Source organism: Paraburkholderia sp. Ac-20340 (genome assembly GCF_017104965.1).
Taxonomy (GTDB): Bacteria; Pseudomonadota; Gammaproteobacteria; order Burkholderiales; family Burkholderiaceae; genus Paraburkholderia.
This window is the reverse complement of record NZ_JAAGPR010000049.1, coordinates 20069-46321: the sequence shown is the minus strand read 5'-3', so window position 1 is coordinate 46321 and position 26253 is coordinate 20069. Positions and strand designations below refer to the sequence as shown.

The following is a 26253-nucleotide window of genomic DNA, read 5'->3' as shown; positions in this document are numbered from 1 at the left end:
CCGTTCGCGCTCGCGGGCTGGGCCGTGCATCTTGCCGCGCGCCTGCCGCGGCATCGGCGCCGCGCAAGCTGAGCCAAGCCGCGCGCGCCACCTCACTGACGTAGAAGGAGACCTCATGTCATTCGCGCATCGCCCGGCCGGCTTCGCCGACGCCACGCCGCCCTCCGAAGCGGAGCTGCAACTGCGCGTCGATCTCGCCGCCGCCTACCGCCTGATCGCGCTCCATGGCTGGGACGACCTCATCTACACGCACGTTTCGGCCGCCATTCCGGGCGAGCCGGGCCGCTTCCTGATCAACCCATTCGGCCTCGCCTTCGACGAAGTGCGCGCCTCGAACCTCGTCAAGATCGATACCGAAGGCCGCATCGTCGGCAACAGCGAGCACCCGGTCAACGCCACTGGCTTTGCGCTGCACGCCGCCGTGCATCTCGCGCGGCCGGACGCCGTCTGCGTGATGCATCTGCACAACACGGCGGGCATTGCCGTGTCGATCCAGCGCGACGGCCTGCTGCCCGCTTCGCAACACGCGCTGCGTTTCTACGGCCAACTGGCCTGGCACGACTACGAAGGTCTCGCCTTTTCGCCCGCCGAAGGCACGCGCCTGACCGCGAACCTCGGCGACAAACCGGCCATGCTGCTGCGCAATCACGGCACGCTCACCACCGGCCGCACGGTCGCCGAAGCCTTCGTCCTGATGGCCACGCTGATCAAGGCCTGCGAGATCCAGTTGCAGGCGCAGGCGGGCGGCGTGCCGCTCGTGACGCCGCCACCCGACATCTGCGCGCGCACGGCCGAACAGCTATTCGACGGCGGCGCCATCGAAGGCGCGCTCGAATGGCCTGCGCTGCTGCGCAAGCTCGACCGCATCGATCGCTCGTTCCGGGATTGAATTCCTCATCGCTTCAGCAACATCCAACACGGAGATCACCATGCCCACGTTCCATATCGAACTCTTCGAAGGCCGCAGCGTCGAGAAAAAGCGCGAACTCGCCGCCGCGCTGACCGAAACCACCTGCGCGGTGCTCGGCTGCGACGCTCAATCCGTCGACATCATTTTCCACGACGTCAAACCCGAAAACTGGGCGACGGCGGGCAAGCTCTGGAGCGATCCGCGCTGATCGCCTCACAGTCGATTAGATGGGTATCCTGAGTATTTTCATTCGAAGCGCCACGATCTCCGTGGCGCTTTTTTTACGCCTCGTCAGCGTAGAAAAAGCGTAGAAAAATTGCCGGCTCGAACACCGTTTCTTCGCGCACCTGGGCCAATTGACGCACCGCGCGCGACCATCGCGAAAATTGACGCATATTGCCGCAGCGCGCACGCCTTGCGCTAAATCAAGTAATCGCAAAACTTCCGCCGAAATTTATCGCTATCAATGCTTTAGCGCAGTCGACGACCGCTTGACGTGGGTGCGCATGCGACATGCTGGCGCAGATCGCAGCGCAGCAAAGCAGGCCATGTTCCCCTACGCTTACGTCAAATCGCACGACGCCTCGCGCGTCATGTGGAGTTTTCCGACGTATAAAAAGAGCATCAGGCACGCATATGCACCCGTCCCTCCCCGCTATACCGGCGCTCTCGGCCTTTGACCTGGCCCGGCTCCAGTTCGCCTTCACGGTGTCCTTCCATATCGTCTTCCCGGCGCTTTCCATCGGCCTCGCGAGTTTTATCGCGGTGCTCGAAGCGTGCTGGCTCAAGACCCGCAAACCGTTCTACAAAGAGCTCTGCCACTTCTGGTCGAAGATCTTCGCCGTGGCTTTCGGCATGGGCGTGGTGTCGGGCGTCGTGATGAGCTACGAATTCGGCACCAACTGGGCCGGCTTCTCGTCGTTCGCGGGTCCCGTCACCGGGCCGCTGCTGATGTACGAAGTCATGACCGCATTCTTCCTGGAAGCGGGCTTCCTCGGCATCATGCTGTTCGGCTGGAATCGCGTGAGCGAACGTGCGCACTTTGGCGCGACGCTGATGGTCGCCATCGGCACGCTGATTTCGACGTTCTGGATTCTGGCTTCGAATAGCTGGATGCAGACGCCGCAAGGCTTCAAGATCGTCGATGGTCACGTCGTCCCGACCGACTGGCTCAAGATCATTTTCAACCCGTCGTTCCCGTACCGTCTCGCGCACATGGCGATTGCCGCCTTTATCGTGGCTGCGCTGGTGGTGGCCGCAACGGGCGCATGGCACCTGCTCAAGGGCCGCCGCGATCCGGCTGTGAAGAAGATGTTCTCGATGGCGCTGGGTCTGCTGCTCGTGCTCGCGCCGATCCAGGCTTTCGTGGGCGACGCGCACGGTCTGAACACGCGTGAATATCAGCCCGCCAAGATCGCGGCGATCGAAGGCATCTGGGATACGGAACACGGCGGCACCGCGCTGAACCTGTTCGGCATTCCCGACATGAAAGCCGAAACCACGCGCTACGCCGTGCAGGTTCCGCACCTCGGCAGCCTGATCCTCACGCATAGCTGGGACGGCGAAATTCGCGGTCTCAAGACCTTCCCGCCCGAAGATCGTCCGAACTCGACGCTGATCTTCTGGACCTTCCGCGTGATGGTTGGCTTAGGCATCCTGATGATCGTGCTGGGCGTGACCGGATGGTGGCTGCGCAAGCGCGGCACGCTGTATGAATCGCGTCTGTTCCAGCGCTTCACGCTGCTGATGGGCCCGACCGGTTTCATCACGCTGCTCGCGGGCTGGATCACGACCGAAGCCGGCCGCCAGCCGTGGGTGGTCTACGGCGTCATGCGCACTTCGCAGGCCGTTTCGCCGCTCACGGCGCAGCAGGTCGGCATTTCGCTGATGGCCTTCGTGTTCGTGTACTTCCTCGTGTTCGGCACGGGCATCTATTACCTGCTCAAGCTGATGCGCAAGGGTCCGGCGCTGCCCGGCGCGCCGTCGCATGACGGTCACGGCAATAACGGCGGCCACGGCGAACGCATCGTGGAAGCCCACTCCGCGCTCGCCGCGAACCAGACCGCGCGCCGCCCGATGGCCGCCGCCGATCAACTGATCGACGCCTGACGCGAAGCTTCAAAGCCCCAACACACACGCACACAGAAACGAGGCAACGCAACATGGATGTCACCGTCATCTGGGCCGCGATCATCGCGCTCGGTCTTTTACTCTACGTCGTGCTGGACGGTTTCGATCTGGGTATCGGCATCGTCTTCCCGTTCTTCCCCGACGAGGAAGAGCGCAACCTGATGATGAACACCGTCGCGCCCGTCTGGGACGGCAACGAAACCTGGCTCGTGCTGGGTGGCGCGGGCCTGTTCGCCGTGTTCCCGATCGTGTATTCGACGGTGCTCTCGGCGCTCTATCTGCCGCTGATTTTCATGCTCGCCTGCCTGATTTTCCGCGGCGTGTCGTTCGAGATTCGCGCCAAGGCCAACCGCACGCGCCATCTGTGGGATCTCGCCTTTATCGGCGGATCGACGGGCGCGGCGTTCTTCCAGGGCATCGCGCTGGGCTCCTTCCTGCAAGGCATTCCGATGCAGGACGGCCATTTCGCGGGCGACGCATTCGGCTGGCTCACGCCGTTCACCCTGCTTTCGGGCTTCGGTCTGGTGGCCACGTATGCACTGCTCGGCAGCTGCTGGCTGGTCGCGAAGACCGAAGGCGATCTGCAGCGCCGTCTGCACAAACTGGTCTGGCCGCTGACGGTCATGCTGCTCGGCTTCATTGCGCTCGTGAGCCTGTGGACGCCGCTGCAAGACCCGTCGATTGCGAATCGCTGGTTCTACTCGGGTCTGTTCTGGCGTCTCGCGCCGGTGCCGCTGCTGGTGATCGCCTGCGCCGTGTGGATGCGCTGGGCCGTGCAGTCGCGCCATCACAAGACGCCGTTCGTGGCCGCGCTCGCGCTCGTGCTGCTGGGCTATATCGGCCTGCTGGTGAGCCTGTGGCCGTACGCGATCCCGCAGCATCTGACGCTCTGGGAAGCCGCTGCACCGCGCGAAAGCCAGACGTTCACGCTGATCGGCGCATCGGTCATCCTGCCGATCATCCTCGCCTATACGGCGCTCGGTTACTGGGTTTTCAGAGGCAAGCTCAATCATGGCGACGCTCATCACTATCACTAGGAAGGGCGCCCTGCCCGGCTGGCTCTGGTTCGTGCTGCTCTGGTGCGGCGGCGTGGCCGGGGCGGTTTCGCTCGGCGAAGTGTTCAGGGTGTTCATGAACCTGACGCTATTCGCCGTGAAATAGCGCAAACCGGGCGCACTCGGGTCCCACGCCGCGTTAGACTGTAGGCCATCTGTCAACTTCGACCTAAGCACCATGCAACAGATGACCTTCATGGAATGCGTCAAGCGCGCGTGGGCCAGCGCCTGGCAAACCGTCACGCACATGCCCGCCGTGGTGCTGGGCGCGTTTGCCATCTATGCCGTGCTGGGCTGGCTCGCGCTGGCCGGCCGCCCCATCCCGGGCGAGGGCGACATGCCCTCCACCGCCCTCATTCTCGCGGGCAATATCGCGTCTCTCTTCAACGCCCTCGTTTATCTCTGGTTCACGCTGAAGGTCTACCGCTTCGTGCTGCTGGGCGAGCGCACCGCGCCGCTCATGCCCAACGGCGCGCGGCCGATGCTGCGCATGCTCGGTCTGGGCGTGCTGATGATGCTGTTCTTTATCGGCACCGGCGCGGGACTCTGGCTGATGTTGAGTCCGCGCACCGCGGCCAGCGAGTTGTTCCTCGCGCTGGTCGTCGCGGCCATCTGGATGATCGTGGGCGTGCGCGTCTGCCTGCTCTATCCGGCACTGGCGATCGGCGAGCGTTTCTCGCTGGGCGCCGCGTGGCGCGATAGCCAGGGGCACTTCTGGAATCTGCTGGGTGTCTCGTGCGTGGCGGCGTTGCCGCTGATCGTGTGCGCTGCGCTCGTGCTGATCGGCATGGGCCACGCGGGGATCTCGCCTGCCGTCGTGCAGACGCCGGGATGGTTTACGGCGCTCGCGATCATGCAGAGCGTGGCCAATCTGGCCTTCGCGCTGGTGACGAGTTCGGCGCTGGCCTGGCTGTATCGGCGCTACGCAAATGCGCTGGGGCCGGCTGCGGGTTCTTCTGCGCACTGAAGCGGCGCGTTTGGCGTCACCACACGCCAGGCACGAACCGATACCTCACCCGCTCCATATACGCGCGATAGCCCGGCAATTCCGCGGCTAACGCGCGCTCTTCACGCACGGCGCGCCAGCCGACGCCCACGATCATCAACGGCACCCACGCCAGCCCCCACCACGATCCCAGCATCAGCGGCGTGCCCGCAAGCAGCAGGATCGCGAATGCGTACATGGGATGGCGCACATACGCATACGGCCCGCTATCCGTCACCGCATGCCCACGCTCGCGCTGGATCTTGACGACAGGCGCCGCGTAGCGATTCGCCGCGAACACACAACGCGTGGCATACAGATCGACGAAGATCGCCACCGCGCCGCACACGCTGAGCCACAGCGGCACATGCGACCAGTGAAAACGCATGGCATCCACGCCGATAAAAACCAGCCATCCGCACCAGACCAGCGCCACGGCGATCATGAACACGCGATCCCAGCGCGCCTGTTCGCGCTGCGCAAACGGTGCAAGACGCTCGGCCAGCAGACCCGGATCGGTGCGGGCGAGCCACAAGCCGATCCACGCGCTGCACGCCGCCCATTCGAGCAGCCAGAGCCACGCCGCCGGCCAGGCCAGCGTGCCCGCGCCGACGAACAACAGCGCGCCCTGAAACACCAGCCAGATGGCGGTCTGCGTAACGAGCCGCAAGACCAGTGGCGTGTTCATCGTCCCCTCCCTGCGCCGCGTTCGAAGCGGACGCAACGAAGCTTCAGCGTGCGAGACTCTGTTCGCGTCCTTCCACGCGCGCGAACATCTCAGGCACATCGAAGCCTGTCGTATCCAGATTGAAGCCTTCGTTCAGGCATTGCGCGAGTTCGCCAGCGCTGCCGATAAAGCGTTCGACCAGCAACTGGCCGTTACCGTCGCGTTCGCTATAGCGATTGTTGAACAGCACCGCGCGGCGTCCTTCGTGCGCGATGCACGCGATCAGGTTGCCCCTGAAAAACGATTCCGGCAAGGTCGACGTGTACCAGTTCGACATTTCGTAATCGACCCACTGTGCCGGTTTATCGTCGAAGCGATAAACATCCACCCACGCATTGCCGTCGAACGATTCGAGCTTCCATTCGGTTGCGTCGATCGGCGCGAGGCGCGCGGGTTCGAGCCGCGTCTGTTGCGTGCCGCGTTGCGCGAACGCGAGCGGCGCGCTCAGCGATGCGCCACCAAAGCCGACATCGGCGAGCCATGCCTGGCCGTCGATCTTCACGCGCAACAACATATGCGTGCGCGGCATGATCAGGCCGTCCGGCAGACCGAACAGCACGCGCGCCGCCATCGGCTCGACTTCGAAACCCAGTTGCATCAGCACGTGCGCGAACAGCGTGTTGTGCTCGAAGCAGTAACCACCGCGTCGCGAGTCCACCAGCTTCGCGACGATATCGGGCAACGCCACCGACACCGGCCGCGCCGCGAACGGATTCAGGTTTTCGAAAGCAATCGCGCGCGGATGCAGGTCATGCAGCGCGCGCAAAACATCGATCGTTGCTTCACGCGGGCCTGCATAGCCGATACGGGAGAAATAATCGTTCAGATTTAGTTCGAATGCGGACATCGGTCTCACCTGCGTGCAAATAAATGAAATAACAGCATCAAAAAATCGGGCTGACAGACGAGGCATTTTCGCGTGATTTCCTCATACCGTACAGCGGCTTATCTAACTGCTTGTAATGATCAGGATCACCGATGAAAGCGCCTTGTAAACACTGCGCTTACGACTCGTAATTAATGTGAGAATCATTCTCATTTGTGTTGACGACCTTATTAGCGAATCGTACGATTGCGCCGTCTCGGAGACAAACGATTCACGCTCGCTAATTAAGCGGGCATGGAGATTCGATACCGCTATAAAGAATTAAATAAGTAAGGAATACGATGAAACCAATCCGGTCATCCCGTTCGTTCGAACGGCGTGCGCCTGCCCTGCGCGGTCTCGCGATGTGGGCTGCCTGTGCGACTTTCGCATGCGCTGCACACGCCCAGTCGAGCAACCCCGATGCCGCGCCCGAAGCCCCCGAGGCCGATCTGTCGATCAAGGCGCAACCGTCGAACTTCTGGACCGGCATCTGGACGCGTCAGAACCTGCTCGGCGATATGGGCGGTCTGCGTCCGTGGCTCGGCAAATACGGCGTGACGTTCGAACTGACCGAGACGAGCGAATATCTGGCGAATCTGCGCGGCGGTCTGAATCGCGGCGGCGCCTATGACGGCCTCACAACCGCGACGGTGCAGGTGGATACGAGCAAGGCGCTCGGCATTCAGGGTGGCCTGTTCAATATCAGCGCACTGCAGATTCACGGCTCGAATCTGAGCGCGAATAATCTCGGCACGCTGAATACCGCGAGCGGCATCGAGGCGCAGGACACCACGCGTCTGTGGGAGATGTGGTATCAGCAGTCCTTCCTCGACAAGAAGCTCGATATCAAGGTCGGTCAGCAAAGTATCGACCAGGAATTCATGGCGAGTCAGTATTCGGCGCTGTTCGTCAACACGATGTTCGGCTGGCCGGCACTGCCTTCGTACGACATGCCTTCGGGCGGCCCGGCGTATCCGCTTGCGGATCTGGGCGTGCGCGTGCGCGGCCAGATTACGCCTTCGCTGACGGGTTTGATCGGCGTATTCGATGGCGATCCGCTCGGCAACAATCCGAATAACCTTAGCGGTACGAACTTTAATCTGCACAACGGCGCACTCGTGATCGGCGAGTTGCAGTATGCGATTAACCAGCCGTCCGAAGGCGAACTCGTGAGCGCGGACAATCACGGTCTGCCGGGCACCTACAAACTGGGCTTCTGGTACAACAGCAATTCGTTCGACGACCTGCACTACGACACCACGGGGCCGTCGCTGAACAATCCGGCCAGCACCGGGATTGCCGCGCAACATCACGGCGACTACAGCATCTACGCCGTGGCCGACCAGATGATCTGGCGTCCCGATCCCGACGAACCGCGCAGCATCGGCGTATTCGCACGCGTGATGGGCGCGCCGGGCGACCGCAATCTCGTGAGCTTTTCGGCGAATGCGGGCGTGGTCATGAAGGCGCCGTTCAAGGGTCGCGACAACGACAGCGTGGGTCTGGCGCTCACGTATATCAAGGTCAGCAATGCCGTGCACGACCTCGATCTGGACTACCGAAATTACTACGGTACGCCCTATGGCGTGCGTACCCAGGAAACCACGCTGGAAGCGACCTACCAGTATCAGGTCACGCCCTGGTGGCAATTGCAGGCCGACGCGCAATACACCTTCAATGCCGGCGCCGGCCAGAATCCGAACGATGCGACCGCGGCGCTGCGCAACACCTTTGTGTTGGGCGTGCGCACCAACATCACGTTCTGATCCGCTCGATCCGTTTATGTCTAACCCCAAGTCCTCGCGCTTTTCCGCTACGCCCATGAAGGCGCGTGCGTGCCTGCGCGGGGCACGGAGAAATACCATGAATCACGCCATGCGCAAGCTGCTGCTGTGCTCGGCTCACGCCACCCGCGCGGCGCTCGCGCTCTCCGCTGTCGCCGTGCTCGGCGCGCCGCTCGCCGCTCATGCCGACCCGCAAGGTCTGCTCGAAATCGTTCATCACCAGACCACGCTCATCAACACGGTGCCCGATAACGGCGACCAGAATCCGTACGCTCTGGTTGTCGCGCCGGTGAGCGCCGGCACGGTGAAACAGGGCGACGTGCTGATCGACAACTTCAACAATGCCGCCAATATGCAGGGCACCGGCAGCACGATCGTCGACTATCACCCCGACACGAAGCAGATGACGCTGTTCGCGACGATTCCGCGCGACCTCAAGGAATGTCCGGGCGGCGTGGGTCTGTCGACCGCGATGACGATGCTGAAGTCGGGCTGGGTGATCGTCGGCAGCACGCCGAGCAACGATGGCACGACCAGCACCAAGGGCGCGGGCTGCATGATCGTGCTCGATAGCGGCGGCAAGATCGCGAAGGTCATCAGCAGTCCGAACATCAACGATCCGTGGGGCAATATGGCCGTGGTCGATAACGGCGACCATGCCACGTTGTTCGTGAGCAATGCGGGCTTTGGCGTGGGCGGCGCGGAAGGCAATCCGCCGCCGGTGTTCAAGCAGGCCACGGTGCTGCGCATGGAACTCGACGTCCCGAGCGGCCAGGCGCCGGTCGTGAAGAGCGAAACGGTGGTGGCGAGCGGCTTCGGCGCGCAGGCGGATCGCGGCGTGTTCCTGGTCGGCCCGACCGGTCTGGCACTCTCCGCCGACAACAAGCTGCTCTACGTGTCCGACGCGATCGGCAACCGCATCAACGTGATCGAAGATCCGCTCACGCGCGATACGAGCGCAGGCGTGGGCCGCCAGCTGACCGCCGACGGTCTGCTGCACCGCCCGCTCGCGATGATCGCGACGCCGCAGGGCCATCTGCTGGTGACGAACGCGCTCAACGGCCAGGTCGTGGAAATCGACCCGGTCGCGGCGAAGCAACTCTACGCACGCTGGATCGATACCGACAAGGCGCAGACGCCGCCCGGCAACGGCGACCTGTTCGGCATCGCGCTGACTCCGGCGGGCGACGGCTTCTACTACGTGGAAGACGACGTCAATACTCTTGTGCTGGCCAAATAAATCATGTCCTCCGATGATCCCCACGACCGCCCGCGGCAAAGTTCGCGGCGCGGTTTCCTGAAGGCAGGCGGCGCGGCCGTCGCGGCGGGCGCTACGCTCGGCGCGACGCTGTCGCAGCAGGCGCAGGCCGCCGAAGCGAAGCACCGCACGGCGGCAGCGGACCCGCTCGCCGCCATCGAGCCGTTTTACGCGCCGCATCAAGGCGGCATCGTCACGGCTCAACAGGCGCATACCTATGTGGCCGCGTTCGACCTCACGACCACCTCGCGCGACGACGTCATCAAGCTGCTGCGCCAGTGGACCGACTCCGCCGCGCGCATGACGCAAGGCCACAGCGCCGCCGCGCTCGACGGTCTGAGCGACGACCAACCCGCGCCGGATTCGGGCGACGTGCTGGGTCTTGGCCCGGCGGGTCTCACGCTCACGTTCGGCTTCGGTCCCGGCCTTTTCATGTCCGAAGGCAAGGATCGCTATGGTCTCGCGAGCAGGCGCCCTGCTGCGCTCGTCGATCTGCCGCGCTTTAACGGCGACCAGTTGATCGCCGAGAAAACCGGCGGCGATCTCTACGTGCAGGCCTGCGCGAACGACGCGCAAGTGGCCTTCCACGCGGTACGCCAGCTCGCGCGCCAGGGCTACGGCATGCTGCGCATGCGCTGGGGCCAGGCGGGCTTTCTGTCGGGTCCGCGCGGCCAGACGCCGCGCAACCTGATGGGCTTCAAGGACGGCACCAACAATCCGCCGACCGCCGACCCCGCCGCGATGAAGGAATTCGTCTGGGCCACGTCCGCCGATACGCCGTGGATGCAGGGCGGCACGTACACGGTCGTGCGCCGTATCCGCATCACGCTCGAACACTGGGACCAGATGGAACTGGGCTTCCAGGAGCAGGTGTTCGGCCGTCGCAAGTACAGCGGCGCGCCCATCGGCAAGGAGAAGGAATTCGATCCGGTCGATCTCGGCGCGCAGGATAAGGACGGCAATGCGCTGATTCCCGACAACTCGCACGTGCGCCTGTCCAATCGCGCCTCGAATAACGGCGCGCAGATTCTGCGCCGTTCGTACTCGTACAACGACAGCACGAACTTCTATATCGAGCGCTGGCCGCCATGGCGTCAGGAAACCGAATATGACGCGGGCCTCATCTTTATCGCTCACCAGGCGGACCCGCGCACGGGCTTCATTCCGATCAACGAGAAGCTCGCGAAGTTCGACATGATGAACCAGTTCACCACGCACGTGGGCAGCGCGATTTTTGCGTGTCCGCCGGGTGCGAAGCCGGGCTCGTTCATCGGCGCCGAACTCTTCGAGGCCTGACATAAGCCTGAAATAAGCGCTTTTTTGCATACGCATTCGACACACGCAATCGACAAGAACGGATAACGACCGATCATGAAAACAACATTCCCTGGCGCACGCCTGCGCGCTGCCGCCCTCGCGCTCTCCTTTGCGGGCATGGTGCCGTTCGCCGCGCACGCCGCGTCGATCACGCTCTACAACGCCCAGCACGAGCAGGTCGTGAACCAGCTCGCGAAGGACTTCGAGCAGCAGACCGGCATCGACGTGAAGATCCGCAGCGGCGAAGGCCCGGCGCTGGCCGCGCAACTCGTGGCCGAAGGCGAGAAGACGCCCGCCGATGTCTACTTCACCGAGAACTCGCCCGAGCTGATGCTGCTCGAAGAAAAAGGCCTGCTCGCGCCGGTGCAGAAAAACACGCTGGGCGAAGTGCCCGCGCGCTACAACTCGCCCGCCGGCCAGTGGGTGGCCGTGACCGCGCGTGAGAACGTGCTGGCCTACAACACGGCGAAGGTACCGGCCGCGCAACTGCCGCAATCGCTGTTCGATCTGGCGAAGCCGGAATGGAAAGGCAAGGTTGGCATCGCGCCGAGCGACGCCGACTTCCTGCCGGTGGTGGACGCCGTGCTGGCCGCCAAGGGCGAAGCCGCTACGGTCGCCTGGCTCAAGGGCCTGAAAACCAACGCGCAGATCTTCGACGACGATGAAGGCGTGGTCGCCGCCGTGAACCGCGGCGCGGTCGCCACGGGCATCATCAACAACTACTACTGGGACCGCCTGCATGCCGAGATCGGCGACAAGCAGACGCGCAGCGCCGTAGCGCATTTCGCCGACGGCGACGTGGGCGCACTGGTGAACGTCTCGGGCGCAGCGGTGCTGAAGGCCGCGCATAACCAGGACGGCGCGCAGAAGTTTCTCGCTTACCTCGTGAGCGAGCGCGCGCAAAAACTCATGGCGCAAGGTCATATCAGCTTCGAATATCCGCTGCGCCCGGGCGTGGCCGGCGATCCGATCAACAAGCCGTTCGACCAGCTCAAGCCGCCCGCGCTGACGATCCAGCAGCTCGGCGACGACAGCCAGGCCGCCCGTCTGCTGCGTCAGGCCGGTTTGCTCTGACGCTTGATCAATTCACAAGGATACCTGATTAAATTGTGAGTGACGCTGTTTCTCCGGCACCTCCCGTGCCGGATACATTGGATGCACCGGACGGCGCGACGGTCACGACCTCGCGCCGGCGGGCGCCGCGCGCGCTGTTTCTGGCCGCGGCGCTCGGCCCATTGCTGGTGCTGCTGCCGCTCGCGCTGACGTTCTGGCGCGCGCTGTCGTTTGCGCAGGAAACCGGTTTCGCCGATGCCGCCGACCTGATCTTCCGGCCGCTGGTGGGCGAACTGCTCGTCAACACGCTCGAAATCACGGTGAGCGCGACGCTGGCTTCGGCCGTACTCGGCACCGCCTGCGCCTGGTTCGTCGAGCGCACCGATGTGCCCGGAAGGCGCGCCTGGGCGCTGCTCGCCGCCGCGCCGCTGGCGATGCCCGCATTCGTGACGAGTTACGCGTGGGTTTCGCTAAGCCTCGATTTGCAGGACTTTCTGGGCGCATTGATCGTCATCACGACCGCGTATTTCCCGCTCGTCTATCTGCCGGTGGCCGCTGCATTGCGCGGGCTCGATCCCGCGCTGGAAGAATGCGCGCGTGCGCTCGGCTGCAATCGCTGGACCACCTTCGTGCGCGTGGTGCTACCGCAATTGCGCCCTGCCCTGCTTGGCTCGATGCTGCTGGTGGCGCTGGGCGTGCTGTCCGAATTCGGCGCATTTACGCTGCTGCGCTTTCGCACCTTCACCACCGAGATTTACGCCGAATACCGCACGAGTTTCGATGGCGGCGGCGCATCGCTGCTCGCCTGCGTGCTGATTCTGCTGTGTCTCGTGTGCCTCGTATTCGAATTTCGCATCCGCGGACGCGCGCGTTACGAGCGTGTCGATCGCGGTACGCGCCGCGCGAGCGTGCGGCACGCGTTGGGCCGCTGGCGCTGGCCGGTAGCGCTGGGATTCGCCGCGCTCAACATCGGCACGCTGGGTGTGCCGCTCGGCATGATCGGCTACTGGCTCACGCAGCCGGGCGCCGCCGCCATCACGCCCGCCGATGTCTCGCCCGAACTGCTGCTGTCCACCACCTTCGCATCGCTGCGCCTGGGCCTCACCGCCGCCGTGGTGACGACGCTGCTGGCGCTGCCGCTCGGCTATCTGCTCGCGCGTTTTCCTGGGCGCGCGGCAACGTTTCTCGAACGCACCACGTTTATCGCGCAAGGCGTGCCGGGTCTCGTGATCGCACTGGCCATCGTGTCGCTCGCGGTACGCATGCTGGAGCCGCTTTATCAGGGCAACACGCTGCTGATCGCGGCCTACGCGATCCTGTTCCTGCCGCTCGCGCTCGTCAGCGTGCGCGCGGCGCTATTGCAGGCGCAGCAGCGTCTCGAAGAGACTTCGCGCGCGCTTGGCCTGGGCTGGTTCGCCACCTTGCGGCGCGTCGTGCTGCCGCTTGCGGGGCCGGGCCTGGGCGCGGCGGCGTCGATGGTGTTCATCTCCGTCGTCACCGAACTCAACGCCACGCTGCTGCTTGCGCCTATCGGCACGCACACGCTCGCCACCCAGGTCTGGTCCGATACCTCGACGCTCGCGTTCGCCGCGGCCGCGCCCTATGCGGCGCTGCTCACGGCGCTTTCGCTCGCGGCTTCGGGGCTGCTGTTCGCGTTCGCCGGAAAATCGGCGCTCGCGGGACAGGCTTCGGCGCCTGCCGGCGACCAGTAGCGGGCAGCCTTGATCGACGTTTTATCCGTATCCATGAGCACACTTCGCATTTCCGGCGTCTCCAAGTCCTTCGACGACCATCCCGTGCTGCACGACGTTCATCTCACGGTGAAATCGGGCACGCTGGTCGCCTTGCTCGGCCCTTCGGGCAGCGGCAAGACCACGCTGCTGCGGCTGCTTTGCGGCTTCGAACGCGCCGATGCCGGCACGATCGAAATCGGCGGGCGGCGCGTGGCCGGCGACGGTCTGCATCTGCCGTCCGAGCAACGCCAGATTGGCTACGTGCCGCAGGAAGGCGCGCTGTTTCCGCACCTCACGGTGGCGCAGAACATCGTTTTCGGACTACCGCGCTCGCAGCGGCGCGCCAATCATCGCGTGGCGGAACTGCTCGAACTCGTCGGGTTGCCGCAGTCGTATGCCACGCGTGCGCCGCAACAGTTGTCGGGCGGCCAGCAGCAGCGCGTGGCGCTGGCGCGTGCGCTCGCGCCCTCGCCGGGACTCGTGATGCTCGACGAGCCGTTTTCCTCGCTCGACGCCGCACTGCGCGTGGAAACACGCGAGGCGGTTGCGCGGGCGCTCGCGGCTGCCGGCGCAACCGCCGTGCTGGTCACGCACGATCAGGCCGAAGCGCTTTCGATGGGCCATGAAGTCGCGGTGCTGTGGCGCGGGCGTCTGGTGCAGACGGCGGCGCCGCAGACGCTTTATCGCCGCCCGGTGACGCGCGAACTGGCCGCTTTCGTCGGCGAAGCGGTGTTGCTGCCCGGACGCGTCAGCGCAGGACGTGCGCATTGCGCGCTCGGCGATCTGCCGCTTGCCGAAGGCACGCGGCCCGAAGACGGCGATGTCGATGTGATGCTGCGGCCCGAGCAGATCGACGTGCTGCCCCACGATACCGCGAGGCCAGCCCTCGAAGCGCTCGTGCGCGAAGTCACGTTCCAGGGCCAGGATGCCGCGCTCACGCTCGAACTCGCCACCACCGCCACCACCCTGCGCGCACGCGTGCCGGGCTATCGCACACCGCGCCCCGGCGAGCGCGTGCGCATCGCCGTCGGCGGTGAGGTCAACGTTTATCCGCGCTGACGTTTGACGGCGAGATCCTGCATCATCTGTTCTACGAAGTAATCGCAGGTAGGCCGGTTCGACTTCACGCTGCGTGCAACGACGATTTCGAGCGGCTCGATCTTCGGCAAGCCGTGCGCCTCGCCCAGCACTTCGAAGCGCGGCGGCACGCTGCAACGCGTGAGCGCCACCACGGCGATGCCCGCTTCCACCGTCGCCATCAGTCCCATCAGGCTCGCGCTGCTATAGGCCGCGCGATAGCGGATACGCGCCGCATCGAGCGCCGCCACCGTATGCGCGCGCGCCACGCTGCCGTGCTCGTACAGCCCGACCGGCAGCGGCGACATCGAGAGCGGCGCGGGGTCGTCCGGCGAGCCTACCCACACCATATCTTCGCTGCGCACATACTCGCCGCGCAGCTTGCGGTCGCGCGTGACAAACGCCACATCGATCTTGTTGTCCGCCAGCATCGGCCCGAGCGCCACGCTCTGCGCGCAGACGATCTCGATCTCCACATGCGGATAAAGCGTCGAAAAGCGCCGCAGCACCGGCGAAAGCAGCGCGGCCATATAGTCGTCGGGCGCGCCCAGCACGACGCGTCCGGTCACCTCGGACCGCACCAGCGCCGACCACGCCTCCTCCTGCAAATCGAGCGCGCGCCGCGCGTATTCCAGCAAGGTATTGCCGGGCCGCGTCAGCGCGAGATTGCGCGTATCGCGTGCGAACAAGGTCGTGCCCAGCATCTGCTCCAGCCGCTTGATCTGCATGCTCACGGCCGCCTGCGAGCGATGCACGGTGACGGCGGCTTTGGTGAAACTACCCGCGTCCGCGACGGCCGTGAAGGTGCGCAACAGATCGAGATCGAACTCGGGATTCATGATTTATCAGCTGCGTTGATGGAATTCTTCAATTTAATTCGTTTGCCGACACCCTGCAACTGACGAATACTGGGACCGTTTTCAACGTGCTTTCAGTCCATCGCCATGCAGTCCGATCTACACACCAATCGCCGGAGCGGCGTCGCCATGCTCGCGGGCGGCGGCCTTTTGATGGGCACGATCGGCGTGTTCGTCGAAGAAGCGCATCTGGGCGCGCTCACGCTGGTGTTTTTCCGCTGTTTCTTCGGCATGCTCGCGCTCGCGGCGTATTGCGCATGGCGCGGCTGGCTCGCACCGCGCCAGCTCGCGCAGCAGTTCACGCGCCGCACGTTCACGCTGGCCTTTATTTCCGGTCTGCTGATGGTGACGCAATGGGTGGGCTTTTTCGATTCGATCCATCGCACCAGCATCGCAGTCGCGACAGTCGTATTTCATGTGCAGCCGTTCTGGGTCGTGCTGATGGGCGCGGCGCTCTTTCACGAGCGTCTGGGCGCGGACCGTTTAGGCTGGATCGCGATTGCTTTCGTCGGTCTCGTGCTGGCTTCGGGCGTGCTCGCGGAAAGTCATGTGGCCGATCATTCGCGCTATCTGATTGGCCTCGCCGAAGCGCTTGGCGGATCGGTGCTCTACGCGAGCGTCACGCTGATCGCCAAGAGCCTGCGCGATTTTCGCCCGCATCTGCTGACGCTCACGCAATGCGCAGTGGGCGCGGTGTGTCTGCCGCTGATCGCGCCCTTCGTCGCGCCGCTCGAACTCGCGCATATTTCGCCGGTGCAATGGGGCTGGTTGATCGGCATGGGCGTGCTGCACACGGGGCTGTCGTATGTGCTGATCTATGGCGCGCTGCCGCGCCTCACGACGCCGGTGATCGCCGTGTTGCTGTTCGTCTATCCGCTCACGGCGATTGCCGTCGACGCGCTGGTTTATGGCCGCGCGCTGAGTGTGCCGCAATGCGCAGGCATGGTGCTGATCGTGGCGGCGAGCCTCGGCGTGAATCTTGGCTGGCGTTTGTTGCCGCCACGGCTTGCCCTCAAACGCCGATAAAAACGGCATTGAAAAAGGCGCGTGCAAAACACGCGCCTTTGAGTTTCGCTTTGAGTTTCGCTTTGACTTCGACTATCAAGCCGGCAACTGTTCGCCCTTGGTCTCCGGCGCGAACGGAATAATCAGCAGGCCAATCACAAATGCAATCGCGGTCAGCGCCACCGGCACGCCCAACGTGTGCATATGCAGCACGGCCGCGCCCAGCAGGAAGTTCACGCCCGCGCCCACGAAACGGCCGAACGACGTGCAGAATGCGAACGCCGTCGCCCGCACGCGCGTCTCGAACTGCTCCGGCAACCACAGGCTGAACAGCGCGAAGTTACCGCCGAAGAAGCCCAGCACGAACAGCAACGCGATAAACGGCACCAGCCCGTTTTGCAGGTAATAGGCCCAGCCGAAGCTCGCCGCAATCGTCACCGCCATCCCCGAAAAATACACCGCGAGCGTCCAGCGCCGGCCGATGCGTTCAGCCATCGGCGGCAAAGCCAGGCAACCGAAGATCGTGCCGATCGACAAAATTCCGGTCGCAATCGACGCCGTGCGGATCGCTTCGGGCTTGCTCGCCCCGGCGCGCGTCGCGAGCTGGATCACCGCCGACGGTTCATACACCGCGCCCGCCCACAAGCCGATGATCGCAATCGTCAGCAATGCGCAGGCCACCACCGTGCGCTTGCGATAAGCACTGCCGAAGATCTCGCGAAGCGGGCTGCCGCGATGCACATGGCTCGCTTCCGACTTCTTCCACGTGGTGGGTTCCTCGACGCGCGTGAGCACGAGAATCGCCACGACGACCGGAATCGCGCCCGTGAGGAACATCGCGCGCCAGCCGAAGTGCACGCCCACCGTGTAGTTGAGCGCCGCCGCGATAAAGAAGCCCGCGTAATAGCCGGTTTGCAGATAACCCGCGCCCATCTTGCGCCGGTCCTCGGGCCACGACTCCGCCACATAGGTGCCCGCCAGCGCCCATTCGCCGCCAATCCCCACGCCCGCCAGGAAACGATAAATGCCGAGCGCCCACACGCTTTGCGCGGTGGCCGAAAGCCCCGTGAAGATCGCGAACATGAAGATGGTGCCCGCCAGCACGCGCGTGCGGCCGAAGCGGTCGGCCATCGGCCCCCAGATGAACGACAGCCCCCAGCCGACCAGAAACAGCGCGAACAGGATCGAGCCCGCGAGGCCGACGTTCGACGCCGTCGCCGCATAGCCCGATTTCGGCAGCAATTCCGTCAACGCGGGCGTCAGCACGAGCGCGTAGATGAACGAGTCCATCCCGTCGAGCGTCCAGCCCGCCCACGCGCCCCAGAAACCTGCGATCTGCGAACGGTTGAGCGGCGTCTTCTGCGCTCGCCGCGCGGAACCGGTAATCGAATTCATGATGCTTGTCTCCTCCTGTGGGGCGGCGCTGTGCCTTGAGCACCCTGGCCGATCCCGTGCAACGTGGTTGCGTGGCCGCTCGCTTCGCGCCCGATCCGGCTGGCGCCGCGCAGCGTGGAATGCGCGCCGGCTCGAGGCCAGCGCGCTGTGGAAGCTCGCTGTAAGGCCATTGCGAGATCCCCGGTTGTCTACCCCGTCTATGCTGTGTTGCGGGTTTGCGAGACTTTCAGTGTCACCGTTTTTATATATAATATTTGATGTTATGAGCAACGCAACGGATGGTTTTCCCCTGGATGGCGGCTCCGCGCCCACGTCGCAGACCTTGCTGACGGGCGTGGCGGCCCCGCTCGCGCCGCCCACCAGCACCTCGCACGTGATCGCGGACGCCCTGCGCACCGCCATCGTCGAGGGGACGCTGGCGCCCGGCGCGCCGCTGCGCCAGGACGCCATCGCGCGGCATTTTTCGGTCAGTGCAATTCCCGTGCGCGAAGCGCTGCGCCAGCTCGCCAGCGAAGGCTGGGCGCGCATCGAACTGAACAAGGGCGCGAGCGTCGCGCCGCTGTCACGCGACGAAGCGCGCGAGATTTACGAAATCCGCTCGGCGCTGGAAAGCCTGGCGCTTGGACTTGCGATTCCGAATCACACCGACGCGTCGCTGCGCGAAGTCAGCGCGCTGGTCAAATCCGCGTCGAGCGAAACCGATCCGTCGCTTTACGTCGCGCGCAACGAGGCCTTCCATATGAGCCTCTACGCGCCCGCCGGGCGTCCGCAACTGATGGAGATGCTGGCCACGCTGCATCGGCGTGGCGAGCGTTATCTGCGGCTCAAATTTGGCTTTCCGGCCTACAAAGGCGAGTCCGACGACGAACACGCCGAAATCCTCGCCGCCGTAAAGCGACGCGATATTCCCGCCGCCCAGGCGCTCGTCGCGGCCCACCTGCTGGGCACCGGCGAACTCATCTATCGTTTTCTGACCGAGCGCGCAGCGGCGCAACCCGCCGCGAAAAAGCGCCGCGCACGCACGGCCAGCGCAGCGCCCGCCTCTCCCGCACCATCCCGCTCACGGAGCCGAACTCCCGATGAAGCCTCAAGCTGAAACGCCCGACCTCGCCCAGACCGCGCCGCGTTCGTGGACCACGCGCCGCGACGAAAAAACCCGCCGCCTCGCCTCGATTGCCGGCTGGCTCGAAGACGGCGTCCTGCCCACCGCGCGCGCCACCGAAGCGCTCGAACTGCTGATCCGCCCAGGCGACCGCGTCGCCCTCGAAGGCGACAACCAGAAGCAGGCCGACTTTCTCTCGCGCTCGCTGGCCAAGGCCGATCCGGCACGCGTCAACAATATTCATCTGCTGATTTCGACGATCAACCGCCCCGAGCATCTGACGCTGTTCGAGCGCGGCATCGCGCATCGCGTGGACTTTTCGTTCGCGGGTCCGCAAAGCCTGCGCGTGGCGCAACTGCTCGAAGACGGCCAGCTCGAAGTGGGCGCGATCCACACATACGTGGAGCTTTACGCGCGCATGTTCGTCGATCTGATTCCGCAGGTCGCGCTGCTCTGCGCGGAGAAAGCCGATCGTCACGGCAATCTCTACACCGGCCCGAACACCGAGGACACGCCCACGATTGCCGAAGCCGCGGCGTTCAGCCAGGGCATCGTGATCGTTCAGGTCAACGAAATTGTCGATGAACTGCCGCGCGTGGATATTCCCGGCTCGTGGGTCGATGTGGTCGTCCAGGCCGACCGTCCGTTTGCAGTCGAGCCGCTGTTTACGCGCGATCCGCGTCATATCGGCGATCTGCAGGTGCTCACGGCGATGATGGCCATCAAGGGCATTTACGCGCCGTACAACATCACGTCGCTCAATCACGGCATTGGTTTCGACACGGCCGCGATCGAATTGCTGCTGCCCACGTACGGCGAATCGCTCGGCCTGCGCGGCAAGATCTGCCGCAACTGGACGCTCAATCCGCATCCCACGCTGATTCCGGCGATCGAATCGGGCTGGGTGGAAAGCGTGCATTGCTTCGGCAGCGAAGTGGGCATGGAGTCATATATCGCCGCGCGCCCCGACGTGTTCTTCACCGGCAACGACGGCAGCCTGCGCTCCAACCGCGTGCTGTGCCAGCTTGCGGGGCAATATGGCGTCGATCTATTTATCGGCTCGACGCTGCAGATCGACGCCGATGCGAATTCGTCCACCGTCACGCGCGGACGTCTCGCGGGTTTCGGCGGCGCGCCGAACATGGGCCATGATCCGCGCGGCCGACGACATGCGAGCGAGGCGTGGCTCAAGCTGCTGCGCAAGAGCGATCCGCAATCGCCGATCGCGCGCGGACAGAAGCTCGTCGTGCAACTCGTGGAAACCTGGAAGAAAGGCGGCGAACCGACTTTCGTCGATGAACTCGACGCGATCGCCGTGGGCGAGAAGAGCGGCATGCCGGTCGCGCCCGTGATGATTTACGGCGACGACGTGAGCCATGTCGTGACCGAAGAAGGCATCGCGCATCTGCATCGTGCAGAAGGTATCGAAGAGCGGCGCGCGACGCTTGCGGCGGTGGCGGGCGTGACGCCGATCGGCCTGCGTGCGAAAGCCGAAAAAACGGCTGAACTGCGCCGTCGCGGCATCGTGCAATTCCCGGAAGATCTGGGCATTCGTCGCGGCGAAGCCAAGCGCTCGCTCCTCGCGGCGCGCAGTATCGACGATCTCGTGACGTGGTCGGGCGGTCTGTACACGCCGCCCGCGCGCTTCCGTAGCTGGTAAGCGCGATGCAGACGCTCATGCTGGATACGCTCGCGGACAGCGCGGCGCCGCATTACGCGCGCGCCGCCGCGCCCAGTCCCGACGCGCTGCTTGCGCGCTTCGCCCGCGACGCGCTGATCGAAGAAGCGCGCCTCACGCCCAAGCCCGCGCTTGTGGATGCACGCGGCAGCGGCGCGCATGTCGATCTCGATCTCGCGACGATGCTGCGCTCCGCCAACGCGCTCGAACCTACATTCGAGGCGCTGGCGCGCGCGTCGCGCGGCGCCACGCCAGGCAGCGTGCTGCGCACCGATCTCGCGCGCATCGGCCGCGCGGGCGAAGCGGCGATGATGCGCGCCACCGGCGGCAGCAACGCGCATCGCGGCGCGATCTGGATCGTTGGCCTGTTAGTTGCTGGCGCAACCATCGTGCACACGGCGGGCGACAGCGCAATCGCACATGCCCATGCCATCGCCGATACGGCTGCGCAGATCGCGCGCTTCGACGACCGGCTGGCCGCGCCGATTGCGTCGTCCGCTTCTTTGTCCGTTATGCCGAGCAACGGCGAGCGCGTGCGCCAGCGCTACAACGTCGGCGGCGCGCGGCAGGAAGCCCAGGACGGCTTTCCGCACGTGATCCGCGCTGGCCTGCCCGCGCTGCACGCGGCGCGCGCGCAGGGTCATGACGAAGCGAGTGCGCGCGTCGATGCGCTGCTCGCGATCATGGCCTCGCTCGACGACACCTGCGTGCTGCATCGTGCGGGTCTCGCGGGACGCGAAGCGGCGCAAGCGGGCGCGCAGTGCGTGCGCGACGCGGGCGGCATCGCCACGCGCGCGGGCCGCGCGGCATTCGACGCGCTCGAACGCGCGCTGCTCGCCCTCAACGCATCGCCAGGTGGCGCGGCCGATCTGCTCGCCGCGACGCTCTTCATCGACAGACTGCTTCAGCACCGCATCGGCGGAAGGACGGTTTCATGGAACAACTGACATTCGATTATCCGGCGCAGCGCGCCGTGACGACGCGCGCCCACGTGGGCGTAGTGGGTTCGGGCGATCTCGAAGTGCTGCTGCAACCCGCCGCCGACATGCAGGCGCGCGTGGTCGTGCACACGAGCGTCGATGGCTACAGCCACATCTGGAAGAGCGTGCTGGATCGCTTTTTCACGCGTTACGACGGCGCGGCGCTCATCGAGATCAACGACTTCGGCGCGACGCCGGGCGTGGTGGCGCTGCGGCTCGCCGAAGCCGTGGAAGCCACGCAGGACGATGCACAGAACGATACGCAAAACGGCGCACAGAACGGCGCGCAGGGAGGCCAGCAATGAGCGCCTTGCCGAACTCCCCTTCCACCTTGCTGCGCGAGAGTTTTATCGAATTGAGCGCACGCGAGCGCGCGGCCGCGCTGCTCGATAAAGGCAGCTTCCGCGAATTGCTCGGGCCGTTCGATCGCATCGAATCGCCGTGGCTGCCGCTGCAAGGCATCGTTTGCCAGGCCGATGACGGCGCCGTGATCGCGCGCGGCACCATCGACGGCGAACCGGCCGTTGTGTGCGCAATCGAATCGGCATTTCAGGGCGGCAGTATTGGCGAAGTGTCGGGCAGCAAGATTGCCGCGGCGCTCGAACTCGCGCTGGCCGACTGCGAGCGCGGCAAGATCGTGCGCCCTGTCGTGCTGTTCGAAACCGGCGGCGTGCGCCTGCAGGAAGCGAATCTGGGCCTTGCGGTGATCTCGGAGATCCAGTCGGCCATCGTCGCCTTGCGCCGTCATGTGCCGGTGGTCGGCGTGGTGGCGGGCATGGTGGGCTGCTTCGGCGGCATGTCGCTGGCCGCGGCGCTGTGCTCGTATCTGGTGATGACCAAACAAGGTCGCCTGGGCATGAACGGCCCCGAAGTGATCGAACAGGAAGCGGGCATCGAGGAACTCGATGCAAGCGATCGCCGCCGCGTGTGGCAACTGATTGGCGGCGAGCAGCGCGCCAGCACCGGTTTTGCCGATGCGCTGGTGGAAGACGCCGTCGACGATGTGCGCGCCGCCGTGCAGGCCGCGTTCGCGCAAGGCGTGCCCGCTGCGCATCGCACGGAACGCGTCGACGCCACGCTCGCGAAGCTCGCGCAGATCGACCCCGCGAGCATTTCGCCCGAAACGATGCGCGCGGTGTTCGCTGCATCGCCGCTGACCGTCCCCGGAGAACAGGCATGAACGAAACGACGATGAGCCGGGGCGCGCGCTGGCTGCGCGCGCTTGCGGGCGACAAGGTGCAAGGCGCGTGTGTGCAATATGCGGATGCGCCGCTCGATGGTAGCGATGGCGAAACGGCGCGCTTTATCGCGGTCGTGCCCGACGCTGACAACCGCTTTCCGCGTGCGCGCGACAACGTGGTCGGTCTGGAACAAGGCTGGCGTCTGGCCGAAGCCGTGCGTGCCGCGATTGCCGACGATGCCGCCAGCGGCACGCGCCGCCCGATCGTCGCCGTGGTCGATGTGAAGAGCCAGGCATATGGCTTTCGCGAGGAAATGCTGGGCATTCATCTGGCCTGCGCAGCGGGCGTCGATGCGTATGCGAGCGCGCGTCTTGCCGGGCATCCGGTGATTGCGCTAATCGTTGGGCCTGCGATGTCGGGTGCGTTTCTCGCGCATGGTTATCAGGCCAACCGCATCGTCGCGATCGACGCGCCGGGCACGATGGTGCACGCGATGGGCAAGGAAGCAGCGGCGCGCGTGACGCGGCGCAGCGTCGAGGATCTCGATGCGCTCGGCGAAAAGATCGTGCCGATGTCGTACACGATGGCTTCGTTCGCGAAGCTCGGCTTGCTCGACGAACTGATCCACGATATTGACGCCGATGCGCCCACCGATGCGCAGATCGTCAAAGTCCGTGATGTGCTCGCGCAGAAAGTGCGCGAGGCACGCGACGATACAAGCGGTCTCGCGCATCGTCTGCAAGGTGAAGCGGCGCAACGCACGCGCGCGGCTTCGATCGAGGTACGCAAGCGCCTTGCGCAACAGTGGGACGCTGCCTGATGCGCGTGTGCGCCGCCCCGCCGTTTGCCGTTGACGCGCCACGCGTGAAGCAAACGCGCTGGCGCGCGCACGATCTGCTGCGGCTCGAGCGCCTTGCAATAGCGGAGGACGAGCCGTGCTGGGTGCGCGAGGCGTTTGCGCGCGCGCCTTTCGCCGTCGTGCGGCGCGCCGAAGCGGCAGCAGGATTCGTGGCGGCAGGCGTGCGCGGTGCAACGCGTTCGCAGCGCTTCGGGACGTGGATCAATGATCAGGATATCGAATCATGTGTTTCGCCCGAATCATTGTCTGATGTCGAACCTTTGGCGGAACGCGCGGCGTGGCCAGCGTTCGTCGCGCTTGCGGCGTTACAGCGCGCTTTCGCTGGCAGCGGCCTGAACACATTCGTCTGGGGACCGACGGGCAGCGCAGGCTTCGAACTCGCCACGCGGGTTCCCACCATCAGCGCGAGCAGCGATCTGGATATCCTGATCCGCATGCCGGATCGCTGCGAATGGGCAACCGTCGCGGCATTGTCCGATCTGCTTGCGCAAGTCGCTCAGCGGGCTGGCACGCGCATCGATGCGCAGCTTGAAACGCCTTCTGGCGGCGTCGCGCTCGCCGAACTCGCAGCCGGCAAATCGCGCGTGCTGGCACGCGCAAACGACGGCGCGCGCCTTGTCGCCGATCCCTGGCAACCATCATGACACTCGCCTGCATTTTTCCCGGTCAGGGCGCGCAAAGCCCCGGCTTTCTGCATCGGCTGCCCGAGCATGAAGTCGTGCGCGCGGCGCTCGACGAAGCATCGATGGTGCTCGACATCGACGTGCTCTCACTCGATAGCGCCGATGCCTTGCAATCGACCGTTGCCGTGCAGATCAGCCTCGTGGTGGCGGGCGTTGCGCATGCGCGCGCACTGGCGCATGAAGGCTTGACGCCGCAATTCAGCGCGGGGCTGTCGGTCGGCGCGTATCCTGCTGCGGTGTGTTGCGGCGCGCTCGCTTTCGGCGACGCGCTGCGCATGGTGCGCAAACGGGCCGAATTGATGGAATCCGCGTGGCCTTCGGGGTATGGGCTCACCGCGGTCTCCGGCATGAGCGAAACGCAGGTCGAAACGCTGGCCGCCGATACGCAGAGCGAACGCGTCTACGTGGCTAACGTTAATGCGCCGCGCCAGATCGTCGTGGCAGGCGCCGATAAAGCGCTCGATGCGTTCGCGGAACGCGCCCTCGCCGCAGGCGCGCGCAAGGCACAGCGTCTGGCGGTTTCCGTTCCTTCGCATTGCGAACTATTGGCCGATGCCGCCGATCAGCTGGTTGCCTGGTCGCGCGACATTCCCTTTCGCACGCCCATGGGTGCGTATATCGACAATCGCGGCGGCCGGCCGCTCTATCGCGGCGATGCCATTCGCGCCGATCTCGCCACCAATATGCGCCACACGGTACGCTGGTTCGACGCGCTCACGGTCATGGTGGAATCCGGCACGACTGTGATGGTGGAAGCGCCACCGGGCCAGGTGCTCACCGACATCGCCCGCGAGCACTGCCCGGATATCGCGGCGCTGAGCGCTTCCACGTTGCCGCTCGACCGGCTCGTTGCGACGGTGCGACGTCGGCTCGGCGAAGATTGACTCGATCTTTCGCGCTAAATTTCGAATAAGAATTTTATGCGCATAAAGTCGCATTGGATTTCTGGCGTGTCAGCAAACGGCGAAACATTCAAAATTCGCTCATCCACGGCCAAAAATACGCTATTTACTTACTTCTTGCGCAATTCCGGCATCACCACGCGGAATGTGAGATTCAGGCGCTCGCTGCTCACCGAAGGCTCCTTGGGCACCCGATGCCGCCACTGCGCCTGCGTCTGTCCGCGCATGACCAGCAGGCTGCCGCCCGCAAGCGCGAACGAACGCGTTACGCCGCTGGCGGTGTGACGAAGATCGAAGCGCCGCGTCGCGCCCAGACTCAGCGAAGCGATGACCGGTTCCGGCCCGAGTTCGGGTTCGTGATCGGCATGCCAGCCCATGCTGTCGGTGCCGCCACGGTAACGGTTGAGCAGCACGCTGTTGAAGCGCACCTTGCAGAGCGCGGCGATGGCGTCGCGCAGCTCCGCCACTGCGGGCGTCCACGGCTGCGGCTCGTTGCGGATGCCGGAATAGATGTAAATCGCGCCGGGATCGCCCTGCCACGCTGTCAGCCGCGGCTGGTCCACCCAGCCGCCCGGCGTGCGGATGCGCTCCTGGCGCCAGTCGGTTTCGGCGACGATGCGCGCGAGGTAGCCGGCCGCGTCGGCGGGCTTGAGCCACGACGGATGCCAGTCGACATCGGGTTGCGGGGTATCGTCGAAAAGATCGAACATCGGA

26 protein-coding genes are annotated in these 26253 nt (G+C 64.9%); 21 read left to right on the top strand and 5 right to left on the bottom strand.

Annotated features, from left to right (window positions below; genetic code table 11):
• Positions 1 to 115: 115 nt before the first annotated feature.
• From G3N59_RS34470 to G3N59_RS34445, 6 genes are all read left to right on the top strand, one after another.
• Positions 116 to 889 carry a class II aldolase/adducin family protein gene (locus G3N59_RS34470; protein ID WP_205987310.1) on the top strand — a complete coding sequence of 258 codons (774 nt, stop codon included), beginning with the start codon at positions 116 to 118 and terminating at the stop codon, positions 887 to 889.
• 40 nt (positions 890 to 929) lie between these two features.
• Positions 930 to 1118, top strand: coding sequence for a 4-oxalocrotonate tautomerase (locus tag G3N59_RS34465; protein ID WP_205987309.1), 189 nt, complete (start codon positions 930 to 932; stop codon positions 1116 to 1118).
• 428 nt (positions 1119 to 1546) lie between these two features.
• The gene (locus tag G3N59_RS34460; protein ID WP_241024753.1) at positions 1547 to 3019 is read left to right on the top strand and encodes a cytochrome ubiquinol oxidase subunit I; all 1473 of its coding nucleotides are present in this window, start codon (positions 1547 to 1549) and stop codon (positions 3017 to 3019) included.
• 53 nt (positions 3020 to 3072) lie between these two features.
• Positions 3073 to 4077 (top strand): cytochrome d ubiquinol oxidase subunit II, encoded by a 1005-nt coding sequence (gene cydB, locus G3N59_RS34455; protein WP_205987308.1) that lies wholly within the window; start codon positions 3073 to 3075, stop codon positions 4075 to 4077.
• The gene (locus G3N59_RS34450) at positions 4052 to 4201 is read left to right on the top strand and encodes a hypothetical protein (RefSeq protein WP_205987307.1); all 150 of its coding nucleotides are present in this window, start codon (positions 4052 to 4054) and stop codon (positions 4199 to 4201) included. The genes cydB and G3N59_RS34450 overlap by 26 nt, the downstream gene beginning before the upstream one ends.
• A gap of 72 nt (positions 4202 to 4273) precedes the next feature.
• Positions 4274 to 5062, top strand: coding sequence for a hypothetical protein (locus G3N59_RS34445; protein ID WP_205987306.1), 789 nt, complete (start codon positions 4274 to 4276; stop codon positions 5060 to 5062).
• Positions 5063 to 5078: 16 nt separating this feature from the next.
• On the opposite strand, the gene G3N59_RS34440 is transcribed toward G3N59_RS34445, so the two are convergent.
• On the bottom strand, positions 5079 to 5756 hold the full coding sequence (locus G3N59_RS34440; RefSeq protein ID WP_205987312.1) for an isoprenylcysteine carboxylmethyltransferase family protein: 678 nt from the start codon (positions 5754 to 5756) through the stop codon (positions 5079 to 5081).
• 55 nt (positions 5757 to 5811) lie between these two features.
• Positions 5812 to 6654, bottom strand: coding sequence for an arylamine N-acetyltransferase (locus G3N59_RS34435; protein ID WP_205987305.1), 843 nt, complete (start codon positions 6652 to 6654; stop codon positions 5812 to 5814).
• 383 nt (positions 6655 to 7037) lie between these two features.
• Between G3N59_RS34435 and G3N59_RS34430 the strand changes: the two genes are divergently transcribed.
• The 6 genes from G3N59_RS34430 to G3N59_RS34405 all read left to right on the top strand — a co-directional run bounded on the left by G3N59_RS34430 (position 7038) and on the right by G3N59_RS34405 (position 14879).
• On the top strand, positions 7038 to 8441 hold the full coding sequence (locus G3N59_RS34430) for a carbohydrate porin (RefSeq protein ID WP_241024758.1): 1404 nt from the start codon (positions 7038 to 7040) through the stop codon (positions 8439 to 8441).
• Positions 8442 to 8538: 97 nt separating this feature from the next.
• Positions 8539 to 9699, top strand: a complete 1161-nt coding sequence (locus G3N59_RS34425; RefSeq protein WP_241024750.1) for a hypothetical protein — start codon at positions 8539 to 8541, stop codon at positions 9697 to 9699.
• A gap of 3 nt (positions 9700 to 9702) precedes the next feature.
• A complete protein-coding gene (efeB, locus tag G3N59_RS34420; protein ID WP_205987303.1) occupies positions 9703 to 11013 on the top strand; it encodes an iron uptake transporter deferrochelatase/peroxidase subunit in 1311 nt (436 codons plus the stop codon).
• A 138-nt stretch (positions 11014 to 11151) separates the two neighbouring features.
• Complete coding sequence (locus G3N59_RS34415; RefSeq protein WP_241024756.1) at positions 11152 to 12108, top strand: iron ABC transporter substrate-binding protein; 957 nt, start codon at positions 11152 to 11154, stop codon at positions 12106 to 12108.
• Positions 12109 to 12173: 65 nt separating this feature from the next.
• Positions 12174 to 13799, top strand: coding sequence for an iron ABC transporter permease (locus G3N59_RS34410; protein ID WP_205987301.1), 1626 nt, complete (start codon positions 12174 to 12176; stop codon positions 13797 to 13799).
• 33 nt (positions 13800 to 13832) lie between these two features.
• Positions 13833 to 14879: an ABC transporter ATP-binding protein gene (locus G3N59_RS34405; RefSeq protein WP_205987300.1), complete on the top strand. Its 1047-nt coding sequence runs from the start codon at positions 13833 to 13835 to the stop codon at positions 14877 to 14879.
• On the opposite strand, the gene G3N59_RS34400 is transcribed toward G3N59_RS34405, so the two are convergent.
• Entirely contained in the window at positions 14867 to 15736 is an 870-nt protein-coding gene (locus tag G3N59_RS34400) for a LysR substrate-binding domain-containing protein (RefSeq protein ID WP_205987299.1), read from the bottom strand. The two genes, G3N59_RS34405 and G3N59_RS34400, sit on opposite strands and share 13 nt — an antisense overlap.
• A gap of 105 nt (positions 15737 to 15841) precedes the next feature.
• Between G3N59_RS34400 and G3N59_RS34395 the strand changes: the two genes are divergently transcribed.
• A complete protein-coding gene (locus G3N59_RS34395; protein ID WP_205987298.1) occupies positions 15842 to 16780 on the top strand; it encodes a DMT family transporter in 939 nt (312 codons plus the stop codon).
• A gap of 75 nt (positions 16781 to 16855) precedes the next feature.
• Here the strand turns inward: G3N59_RS34395 and G3N59_RS34390 are convergent, their stop codons facing one another.
• The gene (locus G3N59_RS34390; protein ID WP_205987297.1) at positions 16856 to 18154 is read right to left on the bottom strand and encodes an MFS transporter; all 1299 of its coding nucleotides are present in this window, start codon (positions 18152 to 18154) and stop codon (positions 16856 to 16858) included.
• Positions 18155 to 18416: 262 nt separating this feature from the next.
• Between G3N59_RS34390 and G3N59_RS34385 the strand changes: the two genes are divergently transcribed.
• From G3N59_RS34385 to mdcH, 8 genes are read left to right on the top strand one after another with little or no spacing between them, the layout of a single operon-like run.
• Positions 18417 to 19250, top strand: a complete 834-nt coding sequence (locus G3N59_RS34385) for a GntR family transcriptional regulator (RefSeq protein WP_205987296.1) — start codon at positions 18417 to 18419, stop codon at positions 19248 to 19250.
• On the top strand, positions 19234 to 20916 hold the full coding sequence (gene mdcA, locus G3N59_RS34380; protein WP_205987295.1) for a malonate decarboxylase subunit alpha: 1683 nt from the start codon (positions 19234 to 19236) through the stop codon (positions 20914 to 20916). Before G3N59_RS34385 ends, mdcA begins: the two co-directional genes overlap by 17 nt.
• Positions 20917 to 20921: 5 nt before the next feature.
• Complete coding sequence (locus G3N59_RS34375) at positions 20922 to 21881, top strand: triphosphoribosyl-dephospho-CoA synthase (RefSeq protein WP_205987294.1); 960 nt, start codon at positions 20922 to 20924, stop codon at positions 21879 to 21881.
• Positions 21869 to 22219: a malonate decarboxylase subunit delta gene (locus G3N59_RS34370; RefSeq protein ID WP_205987293.1), complete on the top strand. Its 351-nt coding sequence runs from the start codon at positions 21869 to 21871 to the stop codon at positions 22217 to 22219. Before G3N59_RS34375 ends, G3N59_RS34370 begins: the two co-directional genes overlap by 13 nt.
• Positions 22216 to 23094: a biotin-independent malonate decarboxylase subunit beta gene (locus tag G3N59_RS34365; RefSeq protein WP_205987292.1), complete on the top strand. Its 879-nt coding sequence runs from the start codon at positions 22216 to 22218 to the stop codon at positions 23092 to 23094. The genes G3N59_RS34370 and G3N59_RS34365 overlap by 4 nt, the downstream gene beginning before the upstream one ends.
• Entirely contained in the window at positions 23091 to 23915 is an 825-nt protein-coding gene (gene mdcE, locus G3N59_RS34360; protein ID WP_205987291.1) for a biotin-independent malonate decarboxylase subunit gamma, read from the top strand. The genes G3N59_RS34365 and mdcE overlap by 4 nt, the downstream gene beginning before the upstream one ends.
• Positions 23915 to 24598 carry a malonate decarboxylase holo-ACP synthase gene (locus G3N59_RS34355; RefSeq protein WP_205987290.1) on the top strand — a complete coding sequence of 228 codons (684 nt, stop codon included), beginning with the start codon at positions 23915 to 23917 and terminating at the stop codon, positions 24596 to 24598. The genes mdcE and G3N59_RS34355 overlap by 1 nt, the downstream gene beginning before the upstream one ends.
• Positions 24595 to 25521 (top strand): malonate decarboxylase subunit epsilon, encoded by a 927-nt coding sequence (gene mdcH, locus G3N59_RS34350; RefSeq protein WP_205987289.1) that lies wholly within the window; start codon positions 24595 to 24597, stop codon positions 25519 to 25521. The genes G3N59_RS34355 and mdcH overlap by 4 nt, the downstream gene beginning before the upstream one ends.
• 128 nt (positions 25522 to 25649) lie before the next feature.
• Here the strand turns inward: mdcH and G3N59_RS34345 are convergent, their stop codons facing one another.
• Positions 25650 to 26249 (bottom strand): alpha-ketoglutarate-dependent dioxygenase AlkB, encoded by a 600-nt coding sequence (locus tag G3N59_RS34345; RefSeq protein ID WP_205987288.1) that lies wholly within the window; start codon positions 26247 to 26249, stop codon positions 25650 to 25652.
• Between the last annotated feature and the right edge of the window lie 4 nt (positions 26250 to 26253).